Genomic DNA, 11050 nt, shown 5'->3' on the forward strand with positions numbered 1-11050 from the left:
CTGGACGATCGGCAAGAAAAGCTGAGTCGTCAGTCGCAGCGGCACTGGGAGGAGTTTGTCAGCCTGATTGACATTTTGCAGCACTTTGGCTGTCTGGAATGGTCGGGCGTCGGTCCGGGGTCACCACAAGCTACGAACGGCGGGCAAGCGAGCGACGAACCCATTCCGACTCCGCTGGGTCAAAGCGTAGCGGCAATTCGAGGCGACAATGAACTGTGGTTGGGGCTGGCGCTGAGGTCGGGTGAGTTAGACTCTCTGGATCCGCACCAGTTTGCGGCGGCGTTTGCAGCACTGGTGACAGAGGTATCCCGTCCAGATAGCTGGACGCGCTACGACCTGTCGAGCCAAGTTGAAGAAGCGTTGGGCGGACTGCGCGGCATTCGGCGAAAGCTGTTCCAACTTCAGCGACGGCATCAGGTGATGCTGCCTGTGTGGTTAGAGCACGAGCTAGTGGGCTTGGTGGAGCAGTGGGCGCTGGGGGTAGATTGGCTGGAACTGTGTGCCAATACGAGTTTGGATGAGGGAGATGTGGTGCGACTGCTGCGCCGGACGCTCGATTTTCTGTCGCAGGTGCCACATGTGCCGCATGTATCGACCGAATTGAAAGCGAATGCCTATCGAGCGATTCAGTTGATCGATCGCTTCCCCGTCAACGAAAGCATTGAGTAGTGCGTCCCTGTAACCCATGAACTTTAGTGGCACACTCAAAATCACCAGGGTAGAACGGTTTATATAGTGACCCGCATGACTGGCGATTAACAGGGTGCAGTGATTTTCTAACTCACTCTTGCCGATCGTCCGATTCAACAATTTCCCCCAGATAAAGCCGAACGAATTCTTTCGCGGCTTCAGAATTCATCTGCTTGAGTGCCTTAGTAATCTCAACGATCGTGTCTGAACTCGGTTCTCGCTGCTCATGAACCCACTTGAACACCGCAGAGCGATCGATCCCTAAAGCAACTGCTAAGCTGTTTTGACTAATTTTGTAAGCCTCTAAAACTCGCTTGAGTGCTTGGTTGGCTCTTCCCATGCAGTTATTTGCACCCGTGCAGTAAAGCGATCGTGTCAGAGGAGGATCGCGCCGTAAATGTTGTCTGTAGCGACCACATCTGATATGTTGTCTACAACGACCACAATCAAAAGGAGCTACACAGATGGCTGCTGAAGAATTTATTGATGATCGCGCTGACTCCACACCGCCTACTGCCAGTACGCCAGCCGAGTACAAGCGCGATCGAGACGCCGTGCGGATTATTCTGATCGGTTCCAGAGCGGGCGTCACCCAAATCATTCAGACGCTCTACGTCAAAGAGTTTGCTCAGGTGCACGAGTGGAGTCCGTTGCAGCCGGAACCCATCACAGGCAAGCAGATGAGCGTGGCGACAAAACGGTTGAACTTGCAGTGACCACGCCGAATCAAACAGGCGCTAAATCCCCAATTACTTGCAGCAGCGCTTCATCCAGTCCATCATTCGCGTTCAGCAACGCGCTGACCTCGCTCCGCTCTACCCATTGCCAAGTGTCGTACTCATCCGATCGCAGCGTCATCCGCTGTTGTTCTTCTACAGTCAGCTCCACCTGAAACGTAAGGTTGAGGCTGTGAGAGCCATGCTGCTGAGGTGGCTGCTGGCGGGTTGCAAAACAGGTTGAGTAGACACCAACGTAGCGAAAGCGATCGTCGCTCAGCCCCTCTAACCGTGCCTCTTTAGCGGCTTTTCGCCTCGCCGCTTCCTTAGGAGATTCCCCGGCTGCCATTCTGCCACCCACAATCCACCACGACGCCCGCGGCAGTGTCTTCCGCTTTGCCAGTAGCATCTGTGAACCAGCGGTAAATACCAGATCGACACAGGCGAATACCAGATAATCGAGCGATCGCGTGTAGACATCCTCCGGCAGGCGATCGTCTGGATGCGTCGGGTTCACTCGTCCTGATTCTTGGAAATGAGGCACATCAGTCATGGGTGCTGCGGGGTGATGTTCATACCAGTCATAGCCTGTTAGTCCCCCATCGCGTGCAGAGGGAATGTGCCACAATAGCGGAGCAGAGAAATTACTGAGACTAGCAGGAGTAGGGTTCGTGGACCGTTACAACCCCGCCTCGATCGAGGAAAAATGGCAAGCCGCTTGGGCAGAGCAGCAGCTTCACCGCACGTCTGAGGACACCAGCAAACCCAAGTTCTACGCGCTGTCCATGTTTCCCTATCCGTCGGGCAACCTGCACATGGGACACGTCCGCGTCTATACGATCGTCGATGTCATTGCTCGCGTCCGGCGGATGCAGGGCTATCGCGTTCTGAACCCGATGGGCTGGGACGCCTTTGGGCTGCCTGCGGAAAATGCAGCGATCGAACGCGGCATCCATCCCGCTAAGTGGACTTACGAAAACATCGCCCAGATGCACCAGCAGCTCGATCAGTTGGGCATCTCGTTTGACTGGGAACGCGAGGTCGCCACCTGTTCGCCCGACTACTACCGCTGGACGCAGTGGATTTTCCTGCAATTCTTTCAGATGGGCTTGGCGTACCAGAAAGAAGCGACGGTAAATTGGGACCCGATCGACCAAACCGTGCTGGCAAACGAGCAGGTAGACAGCGAAGGACGATCGTGGCGATCGGGCGCGATGGTGGAGCGGAAGCTGCTGCGCCAGTGGTTCTTCAAAATTACCGACTACGCCGAACAGCTCCTCACCGACTTAGACAAGCTGACCGGATGGCCCGAAAAAGTCCGATTGATGCAGGCGAACTGGATCGGGAGATCGATCGGTGCCCAAGTCACGTTTCAAACCGAAGCGGGCGACGACATTGTCGTGTTTACAACGCGCCCAGATACGCTGTGGGGCGCAACCTTTATGGTGCTGTCGCCAGAGCATCCGCTGGTTAAAAAACTGACGGCACCAGAACAAGCCGAGGCGATTCAGGCGTATCAATCAGCAGCGGCAGCGAAGAGTGAGATCGATCGCACCGCTGAAGGGCAAGAGAAAACAGGAGTCTGGACGGGCAGCTACGCAACCAATCCCGTTAACGGCGAAGCCATTCCGATTTGGATTGCCGACTACGTGCTGATGGACTACGGGACAGGGGCAATTATGGCGGTGCCCGCTCACGACCAGCGCGACTTTGAGTTCGCCCGCAAATTCAATTTGCCGATCAAGGTCGTCGTGCAGCCCGCAGATCAGTCGATCGACGCGGCTGCAATGACAATGGCTCATGCGGGTGCGGGCGTGATGGTCAACTCCGGTCCGCTGGATGGCGTGCCTGCGGGCAAAGAGGCGGGGCAAAGCGTCGAAGCTGCCGTTCAGTGGTTAGAGGCAAACGGCAAAGGCAAGGGCACGGTAAACTATCGCTTGCGCGACTGGCTGATTTCGCGGCAGCGCTATTGGGGCGCACCGATTCCGATCGTCCACTGCCCCAACTGTGGTGCAGTTCCGGTTCCCGATGCGCAGCTACCCGTGACGCTGCCGGAAGACGTGGCGTTTTCTGGGCGCGGTCCATCTCCATTGGCGAAGCTAGATGACTGGATCAACGTGCCCTGCCCCACCTGCAACACGCCCGCGAAGCGCGAGACTGACACGATGGACACGTTCATCGATTCCTCATGGTATTTTTTGCGCTATCCAGATGCGCGGAACGAACAGCAAGCGTTCGACCCAGCAAAAACGAACGACTGGATGCCTGTGGATCAATACGTCGGCGGCATCGAGCACGCGATTTTGCATCTGCTGTATTCGCGCTTCTTTACCAAGGTGCTGCGAGATAGAGGCTTGCTTAGCTTTGACGAACCCTTCCAGCGCTTATTGACTCAGGGGATGGTGCAGGGCAAGACGTACAAGAATCCTCGATCGGGCAAGTATGTGATTCCGATGAATGTGGCGGACGCTGCGAACCCTACCGATCCAGAAACGGGAGAACCGCTGGAAGTCGTTTACGAAAAGATGTCCAAGTCCAAGTACAACGGTGTGGCTCCGGGCGAGGTTGTCTCGAAGTACGGCGCAGACACCGCGCGAATGTTTATTCTGTTTAAGGCTCCGCCAGAGAAAGATCTGGAGTGGGAAGACGCCGACGTAGAAGGACAGTTCCGCTTCTTGAATCGCGTTTGGCGCTTAGTTACTGAATTCAGAATTCAGAATTCAGAATCCAAAACTCAACCCTCAGAATCCAAGCCTGAAAAAGATCTGCGTCGGGCAATTCATACGGCGATCAAAGAAGTCACTGACGATCTACAGGGTGAGTACCAGTTCAACACGGCGGTGTCGGAGTTGATGAAGCTGAGCAATGCGCTCACGGATGCCTCCTGCAAAGAGTCGCCCGTGTACGCTGAGGGCATTCATGCGCTACTGATTCTGCTGGCTCCGTTTGCGCCGCATCTTGCAGAAGAACTGTGGCACAGTTTAAGACACACAGACTCAATTCATACGCAGCCGTGGCTGAATGCAGATGAAGCGGCGCTGGTGGCGGATGAAGCGACGATCGTGATTCAGATCCTCGGCAAAACCAAGGGCACGATCGCGGTTCCGGTTCAAGCGGCGAACAGCAAGAGCGAGTTAGAGAGCTACGCTCGCGAGTCAGAGCTTGCTCGCAAGTTCATCGACGGCAAGGAGATCAAAAAGGTGATTGTCGTGCCCGGAAAGCTGGTCAATTTCGTTGTCGGGTAGCAATTCACTCGCATCCAACCCCAGGAAAAGTAACGCAGAAAGTTAAAGCAAGTTGCGACTGCGGTATGACGAGCCGATGCGGCAATCGAGCTAGCGTGAGAAGCATCGATCGCTCCTTTTGCTTCAACAGAGACACAGCGATGCGGCTCATCTACGGAGACAATTCATGGAATATCGGCATTTAGGGAAACACGGCATTCGCGTTTCCGAAATTTGTTTGGGGTCGTGGCTGACCTACGGAGGTGCGATCGCCGAAGAAGCCGCTAGAAGCTGCATCGAGCGGGCATACGATTTGGGCATCAACTTCTTTGATACCGCAAACGTATATGCGCGAGGAGAAGCCGAAAAAATTGTTGGAACGGTGCTGCGGCAGTATCCGCGTGAGTCCTACGTTCTCGCAACCAAAGTCTATTTTCCAATGGGGGACGGACCGAACGATCGTGGACTTTCGCGCAAACATATTGTGGAGCAGTGCAATGCCAGCCTCAAACGCTTGGGTCTAGACTACATCGACCTCTATCAGGCGCACCGGTATGATCCACATGTGCCTCTGGCAGAAACGCTGATGGCATTCGACCATCTGGTGCAGCAGGGCAAAATCCTTTACTACGGAGTGTCTGGGTGGAGCGCCGGACAGCTTGCTCACGCGGCTGATTTGACGCGGTTGGCAGGCTTAACGCCGATCGCCTCTGACCAACCCCGCTACAACCTGTTTGACCGAACGATCGAATCAGAGGTGCTACCGCTCTGCCGTCGAGAAGGGATTGGCATCATCAACTACTCGCCTCTGGCGCAAGGCTTGCTGACTGGAAAATACAAACCGGGTCAACCACTGCCGGAAGGCTCGCGCGCTGGCGACCCGAGCCAAAATATGTTTTTGAATAACGGTCAGTTAGACCAACAGCAATTGCTCAAGGTGCAGCGACTGCTGCCTCTGGCGGAGCAGGAGGGTCTGAGCCTGAGCCAACTGGCGCTAGCATGGTGTCTCCGCAATCCAGAACTTAGCAGCGTCATTATCGGTGCCAGCAAACCTGCCCAAGTGGAAGAAAATGTCGGCGCGTCCGGCAAGCAGCTATCTGCTATGGCTCTCCAATCCATCGAAGAAGTTTTGGAGATGGCAAGCAGCGATCGTCTCACGGTCGGCGGCTAGTGATGCCTGCACAATGGCGCAGAACTTATAGCAATTCGTAATTCGTAGTTCGTAATTCGTAATTGCAGCAGATCGAGTCTACCTACGGTTTAGTGGTTTGCTCTGTAGCTGGAATTTAGAGAACTGATATTACAGCGACCAATCAAACGATAAACCGTTGACAAAATCGTTGGGCGGCAGTTACGGTATCGCTTGTGTTACTCAGTAAGAAATTATTCTTGAAAGGCATGGTTTAGGGAGAATACTCTGTATGGCCAAGGCTGAACTTGAAGTAACGCTACGCGAGATAACTAAGGAAAACTGGCGTGATATTGTCCGCTTAAAAGTAGCCCCGTACCAAGAGCAGTTCGTGACCTCCAACGCCATGTCTATTGCAGAAGCGCATTTTAATCCAGAGGTTGCTTGGTTCCGCGCGATCTACGCTAGTGATGTGCCAGCCGGATTTTTGATGTTGGAAGACAACGTAGCTCAGCAAGAGTACTTTCTGTGGCGCTTTATGATAGGTGAGCAATACCAGGGGCGTGGGTACGGGCGAAAGGCGCTGAAGTTGTTCTTCGCACACGTCAAGACGCGCCCTGGAGCGAATGCAGTCGAAACAAGTTGTGTTCCAGCAAAAGGTGGTCCCGGTCCGTTCTACGAGAAGATGGGCTTTGTTTACACCGGAAAAGAAGAGAACGGCGAACTTGTGATGCGACGTGAATTGTAATCTAGAAATGGTTAGGTGGGTAGCGATCCGCCCAACAATTCAGATGCAGGCGGACGGTTGACAGCCGCTAATTTGAGGCGATCGCCTGCAATTCCGAACTCCGAATTCCGAACTTCGAATTCCAAATTCCGCTCACGCAGTTTGATTAACCAACTGCTGTTCTAGAACTTGGACCAAGCCGATCGCGATTTGGATCGGTATCCAGCCGAGCAGGCAAATCAACGTGGCACGGCGAGTGCGGATGTCCAAACCCTCCCGCACAGCCACAATCACCGCAAGCAAACTCCAAACCGAAAGAATCAACTCGATCGGTCGTCCCAGCAGCGGAATCAGCGTTAGAAAGTTCAGCACTTGAGGCGCGTAGGCAAATCCGATCGGGCTGAGCAGATCTTGATAGGTGGGGTCGATCGGCTTCAGCCACTGCCCAACCTTCAACACCAGAAACGTCCAGAAATAGTAGCCTACAACGATACTTAAACCATCCAGCAGCAGAGCCACCAGCAGCAGCGGCAGAGTTGCACGGTTAAACAGCAGAATCACTGCGCTACCCAGCATGTGAGACAGCCCCGCCAGCAGGACGATCGCTCGCGCAATGCGACGGTTTTTGGCTGTGGTGTCAGCCGTTTCGTAGAAGCGGGCGTTTAACCGCAGGGCGTTCCATAGAGTTGCCCAAAACGTTGGACGAGACGAAGGCTGGCTCACAGACTGGTTCTAGCAAACGAGAGATGACGACGGAACTAGTATCCGTATAAAACACAGAATAGCGCGAGTCAGATCGCCAGCGACAGGTGCTAAAACGGTTCGGTTCACTATGCGGTTCATTCAACACATCGGCAGTAGTTTGCGGAGTGGCTCTCTCCGGCTCCTAATGCTGGCTGGGGTAATTTTGCTCGTGTGGGGCACCGTGTCGCCTGTAGGAACGCTCGTGTGGTGGTTAAACTACGCCGAGCGTCTAAGCTTGAAGAAGCAACAGCCGCCTGACGAGCGCGATCGCCCGTCCTCCACGCGGTCTTCGATCGACTGCTACATTGTGTTTCTGCCAGGGGTTGGAGAATTTTCTGCGGATCAATTAGCTCCGGCAGAGCATTGGTTTTTAGATCGCTTAGCCAAGCAGCATCCCAACTGCGTCACTGTGCGGGATGTGTTTCCCTATTCGGCAGCAAACAAAGATTTGACGGGGGAGCGACTGCTGGCTCCGATGTGGCGCAGAGCAGAGGGGGCAAAGGGGTGGCTGAAGAATGCAGATGTTTTAATTAAAATCCGCAATCTTTGGCGGTTTGCGATTTCTGCCGACGATCGCTATGGTCCCGTCTACAACCGGGGCATCGCTGATGCAGTAGTCGATCGGATGAATGCTGCCCAGCCGCTTCCCCGCACCCAACAGCCACTCAAGCTGGTCTTAATTGGCACAAGTGGAGGAGCGCAGGTTGCTCTCGGTGCTGCATCCTATCTAAAGCAGCAGCTCAATGCCCAAATCGTTGTTGTTTCGGCGGGCGGGGTCTTTGATGGAACCAACGGCTTTGATTCAGTCACCCATGTTTATCATTTGCAAGGTGAACGAGACTGGATAGAAGATATCAGCCAAGTTGTGTTCGCTTCGCGGTGGAACTGGACAGTAACTTCTCCGTTTAATCAAGCCCGCCAGCGGGGATGCTATACCTCGCTGAGCACTGGTTCTCATGCCCACGATGGGCCGGAGGGATACTTTGGCTCCGCGATCGCCCAACCGCCAAATACCACGTATGTTGAGCTAACGCTGCAAGTTGTGAATCAGCTTCCTATCTGGAGCACGACGCCGCGTAGTTCAAACCCCTGTGTAGCTCAGTAGAGTGAATTGGGTTGGTCCATCATTCACCCACAAATCGCTTAGCTGTTAGTCTGAGTACATCTGACGACTTCGCTACAGGATCACTGTCGTATGACGATTACTCGCTGTCTTCATGTTGCGCTGCTGGTGACAGATTTACCGCAAGCAGAGCACTTCTACGGCACCGTACTGGGCTTGAAAAAGATTGATCGCGCCCTCCGATTTCCCGGTGCATGGTACGAAGTTGGCGGCTTTCAGATTCACCTCATGACGGCGGACACGATCGCCGACAGCCTCTACAACCCAGACAAATGGGGACGAAACCCGCATATCGCGTTCTTGGTAGAGAATTTAGACGACGCAAAAGCGCGGCTGCTAGATTCTGGCTGCCCGATGCAGGTTAGCGCATCGGGTCGAGCGGCACTATTTACCCGCGACCCCGATGGCAACGTGATCGAACTGAGCCAAGGGTGAGCTGTGCCTAAGCGGTCGGCGCGCGCTGTGGCTTGTTGGCGTTGACATACGAAACCGCCATAGGCGTAATCGCTGGCACAAGCTGATCGATCGCCTGCCGCTCGCTGTCGGTCCACGAGCGCGATCGTCCAAACACAGACGGCTGCAACACGCCCCAAAGCTGTCCCTCGTAGCTGAGATGCGCGTGAATCAGCGCCCGGTGCCCAAAGTTTTCTTGCTCGAACTGGCGATTCAGTACGTCGGAACTCGCGGTCTCTACATCCTCTACAAAGATCGAGGGGGCAGTCCGCAGGGCTGCTGCAAACATGGGGTCTTCATCGCCGAGCGAGGCTGGCTCTAGCTTCCAGTCGGCATCAAAGACGGTAGGAATTTCGGACGATCGTACCCAGACAAAGGGCACCCGCCCCAAACGGGTTTGCGGATCACGCAGGTAGAGAAAGCAGCGATCACACTGCAAAAACGTTCCCAGTGCAGGCATCAGCGCCGAGAACAGCGACTCCGGTCTCTGAAATGTATCGAGCAACTGCGCGATCGTGGACGGCAAACAATCAGACATTGGTACCCTCTAACTCAACGGATCTTCTTTCATCGTGCTGTTGTTGTCTTTAACGAACGTCCATTCCAGCAGTATTCGAGGGGCTTGCTTGAGCGCGTCGATCAGCTCATCGTTGTCCTCAAATTTGACTTGATTCAGCAATGAGGCTTCCACATTTACGGTAAAACGATCGTCCTCAAAGCACCACGGCTGCACTGTCACTAGCTCATTGTTGTACTGAAGAACGTCGTAGCGCTTTCCGTCGAGTCCTTTGCTGATTTCGAGGGCGCGCTCGTCTGCCGGAAGCTCTTGCTGACACAGAATTAGCGAGAGGCGATCGCACCATTGCATAAAGGCGTAAGCGCTGTCTGCATCTTCTTGAGAGATTTCTAACTCCTCGCGCCAGCGCTGTTGGTTTTGCGCTTGCTCAGCGAGAAAGGTGTCAGCTTCTTCGGACTTGCCTCGGCTGGCTGCGTTTAGCCGCGTCATGTGCATTGAGTTGAGCAGGGCTACCCAGCGACTCCGATAGAGCGATCGCTCTAGGTGCTTTCGCAGCAGGTCATACGAGGTGCTCGATTCAAGCATGAAATCTTTTGGCGCACCCGCCTCGGTCAAAATGTCGTGCTCCCACTCTTTCTCCAAATCGTCGTGGTGAGAAATCGCGGCTAACGTCTCGTACAGCCGAGGTGGTGCATTTTCTCTGCTCCATTGTCCGGCTAGCTGCGCTGCCAGTAGTGCATGGGCACGGTGGTAGATAACCCGCCACCCGCTCTGAGTAAGACTCACAATCACAATAGAACGCTCCTAGCGCTTAAACGCCGCAAATTAAACGCTACAAACAGTGACCGGCGGCGATCGCCGAGCGTCTCGCCAGCACAGCCAATTGTAAACAACTGTTACATACCTTACAAAAGCGATCGGGCCTCTCAAATCCGTCGCCTGGTAGAGTTTGTGACTGAACTAGTTTGTGAATACCTATTTGCGGTGCTCGACCTCGACCACGGTATGGACATTGCCACGCGGGGTAAAGTCTCCAGTAATTTTGGCTTCTAGCGGATCGCAGGCGGCAATAAAGTCATCAAGAATCTGGTTGATGGATTCCTCATGCGAAATGTAGCGATCGCGATAGCTATTGATGTACAGCTTCAGCGCCTTCAATTCCACCACGCGCAGGTTCGGGACATAGGTAACGCAGATAGTGGCAAAGTCAGGATATCCAGAGAATGGGCATTTGCAGGTAAACTCTGGCAGCGTAATGTTAATGCTGTAGCGTCGTCCCACTCGCGGATTGGGAAACGTGATTAAATTGCCTTCGGCAATCAGACGCTCACCGTATTTTGGCTCGGCAGCTTGCAGTGCGTCGTCTGTGATGGGGGGGATAGGGGACTGGCTCATGATGCATCGGTAACATGACTTTTCTCGATTCTAAGATACAGCCGCACGCGGTACATTGGCAGAGAGCAGTCAGTCTGCAATTGCTCGCCCTGCGGTTTTCTATCTCAAGGCAGTGCTCGATCGTGATTTCTGCACGTTATCCTCCCTAATAAGTATGTCGAAGTGTAGGCGATCGTGGTCACCCCAAAGTTGGAGGATATCGAAGTTCAGTTGTTAACCGAGGGTATTTATCGCTACTACGGATTTGACTTTCGCAACTATGCGCCATCCTCGCTTAAGCGACGGGTTCGTAGAGTGATGCTATCTGAGGGGTTGAGCACGATTTCAGCACT

General features: G+C 54.1%; 12 protein-coding genes and 2 pseudogenes. 8 read left to right on the forward strand and 6 right to left on the reverse strand.

The annotated features are described in order from the left end of the window. A pseudogene (locus tag H6F43_RS08785) lies at nucleotides 1-669 on the forward strand (RNA helicase); the annotation flags it as partial. A 112-nt stretch (nucleotides 670-781) separates the two neighbouring features. Here the strand turns inward: H6F43_RS08785 and H6F43_RS08790 are convergent. Continuing rightward, the gene (locus H6F43_RS08790) at nucleotides 782-1030 is read right to left on the reverse strand and encodes a helix-turn-helix transcriptional regulator (RefSeq protein WP_190342419.1); all 249 of its coding nucleotides are present in this window, start codon (nucleotides 1028-1030) and stop codon (nucleotides 782-784) included. Nucleotides 1031-1154: 124 nt separating this feature from the next. On the opposite strand from H6F43_RS08790, the gene H6F43_RS08795 reads away from it, so the two are divergent. Further along, nucleotides 1155-1406: a hypothetical protein gene (locus tag H6F43_RS08795; RefSeq protein WP_190342420.1), complete on the forward strand. Its 252-nt coding sequence runs from the start codon at nucleotides 1155-1157 to the stop codon at nucleotides 1404-1406. 10 nt (nucleotides 1407-1416) lie between these two features. Here H6F43_RS08795 and H6F43_RS08800 read toward each other — a convergent pair whose 3' ends face one another. After that, a complete protein-coding gene (locus tag H6F43_RS08800; protein WP_242025442.1) occupies nucleotides 1417-1959 on the reverse strand; it encodes an NUDIX hydrolase in 543 nt (180 codons plus the stop codon). 118 nt (nucleotides 1960-2077) lie between these two features. Here H6F43_RS08800 and leuS point away from each other — a divergent pair, with 118 nt between their 5' ends. From leuS to H6F43_RS08815, 3 genes are all read left to right on the forward strand, one after another. Then, nucleotides 2078-4651 carry a leucine--tRNA ligase gene (gene leuS / locus H6F43_RS08805; RefSeq protein ID WP_347272388.1) on the forward strand — a complete coding sequence of 858 codons (2574 nt, stop codon included), beginning with the start codon at nucleotides 2078-2080 and terminating at the stop codon, nucleotides 4649-4651. A 166-nt stretch (nucleotides 4652-4817) separates the two neighbouring features. Next, on the forward strand, nucleotides 4818-5801 hold the full coding sequence (locus tag H6F43_RS08810) for an aldo/keto reductase family protein (protein ID WP_190342422.1): 984 nt from the start codon (nucleotides 4818-4820) through the stop codon (nucleotides 5799-5801). A 250-nt stretch (nucleotides 5802-6051) separates the two neighbouring features. Beyond that, nucleotides 6052-6507, forward strand: a complete 456-nt coding sequence (locus tag H6F43_RS08815) for a GNAT family N-acetyltransferase (RefSeq protein WP_190342423.1) — start codon at nucleotides 6052-6054, stop codon at nucleotides 6505-6507. Nucleotides 6508-6639: 132 nt separating this feature from the next. Here the strand turns inward: H6F43_RS08815 and H6F43_RS08820 are convergent, their stop codons facing one another. Continuing rightward, complete coding sequence (locus H6F43_RS08820; RefSeq protein ID WP_190342424.1) at nucleotides 6640-7209, reverse strand: YIP1 family protein; 570 nt, start codon at nucleotides 7207-7209, stop codon at nucleotides 6640-6642. A 109-nt stretch (nucleotides 7210-7318) separates the two neighbouring features. On the opposite strand from H6F43_RS08820, the gene H6F43_RS08825 reads away from it, so the two are divergent. Continuing rightward, complete coding sequence (locus H6F43_RS08825; protein WP_190342425.1) at nucleotides 7319-8335, forward strand: hypothetical protein; 1017 nt, start codon at nucleotides 7319-7321, stop codon at nucleotides 8333-8335. 90 nt (nucleotides 8336-8425) lie between these two features. Next, nucleotides 8426-8788, forward strand: coding sequence for a VOC family protein (locus H6F43_RS08830; RefSeq protein WP_190342426.1), 363 nt, complete (start codon nucleotides 8426-8428; stop codon nucleotides 8786-8788). Between the two features lie 7 nt (nucleotides 8789-8795). Here H6F43_RS08830 and H6F43_RS08835 read toward each other — a convergent pair whose 3' ends face one another. From H6F43_RS08835 to queF, 3 genes are all read right to left on the reverse strand, one after another. Next, on the reverse strand, nucleotides 8796-9344 hold the full coding sequence (locus H6F43_RS08835; protein WP_190342427.1) for a GAF domain-containing protein: 549 nt from the start codon (nucleotides 9342-9344) through the stop codon (nucleotides 8796-8798). Nucleotides 9345-9353: 9 nt separating this feature from the next. Further along, a complete protein-coding gene (locus tag H6F43_RS08840; protein WP_190342428.1) occupies nucleotides 9354-10115 on the reverse strand; it encodes a DUF3891 family protein in 762 nt (253 codons plus the stop codon). A gap of 183 nt (nucleotides 10116-10298) precedes the next feature. Further along, nucleotides 10299-10718: a preQ(1) synthase gene (queF, locus tag H6F43_RS08845; protein ID WP_190342429.1), complete on the reverse strand. Its 420-nt coding sequence runs from the start codon at nucleotides 10716-10718 to the stop codon at nucleotides 10299-10301. Between the two features lie 174 nt (nucleotides 10719-10892). On the opposite strand from queF, the pseudogene H6F43_RS08850 reads away from it, so the two are divergent. Then, nucleotides 10893-11050 (forward strand): annotated as a pseudogene (locus tag H6F43_RS08850) (protein-glutamate O-methyltransferase CheR); the annotation flags it as partial.

Origin of the sequence: Leptolyngbya sp. FACHB-36 (assembly GCF_014695955.1) — a bacterium.
Taxonomy (GTDB): Bacteria; Cyanobacteriota; Cyanobacteriia; order Leptolyngbyales; family Leptolyngbyaceae; genus FACHB-36.

Bases quoted from the DNA above. Each gene is read 5' to 3' on its own strand.
- H6F43_RS08790 (WP_190342419.1), bottom strand. From the start codon at position 1,030: ATGGGAAGAGCCAACCAAGCACTCAAGCGAGTTTTAGAGGCTTACAAA.
- H6F43_RS08800 (WP_242025442.1), bottom strand. From the start codon at position 1,959: ATGACTGATGTGCCTCATTTCCAAGAATCAGGACGAGTGAACCCGACG.
- H6F43_RS08795 (WP_190342420.1), top strand. From the start codon at position 1,155: ATGGCTGCTGAAGAATTTATTGATGATCGCGCTGACTCCACACCGCCT.
- H6F43_RS08815 (WP_190342423.1), top strand. From the start codon at position 6,052: ATGGCCAAGGCTGAACTTGAAGTAACGCTACGCGAGATAACTAAGGAA.
- H6F43_RS08810 (WP_190342422.1), top strand. From the start codon at position 4,818: ATGGAATATCGGCATTTAGGGAAACACGGCATTCGCGTTTCCGAAATT.
- queF (WP_190342429.1), bottom strand. From the start codon at position 10,718: ATGAGCCAGTCCCCTATCCCCCCCATCACAGACGACGCACTGCAAGCT.
- H6F43_RS08825 (WP_190342425.1), top strand. From the start codon at position 7,319: ATGCGGTTCATTCAACACATCGGCAGTAGTTTGCGGAGTGGCTCTCTC.
- H6F43_RS08835 (WP_190342427.1), bottom strand. From the start codon at position 9,344: ATGTCTGATTGTTTGCCGTCCACGATCGCGCAGTTGCTCGATACATTT.
- H6F43_RS08830 (WP_190342426.1), top strand. From the start codon at position 8,426: ATGACGATTACTCGCTGTCTTCATGTTGCGCTGCTGGTGACAGATTTA.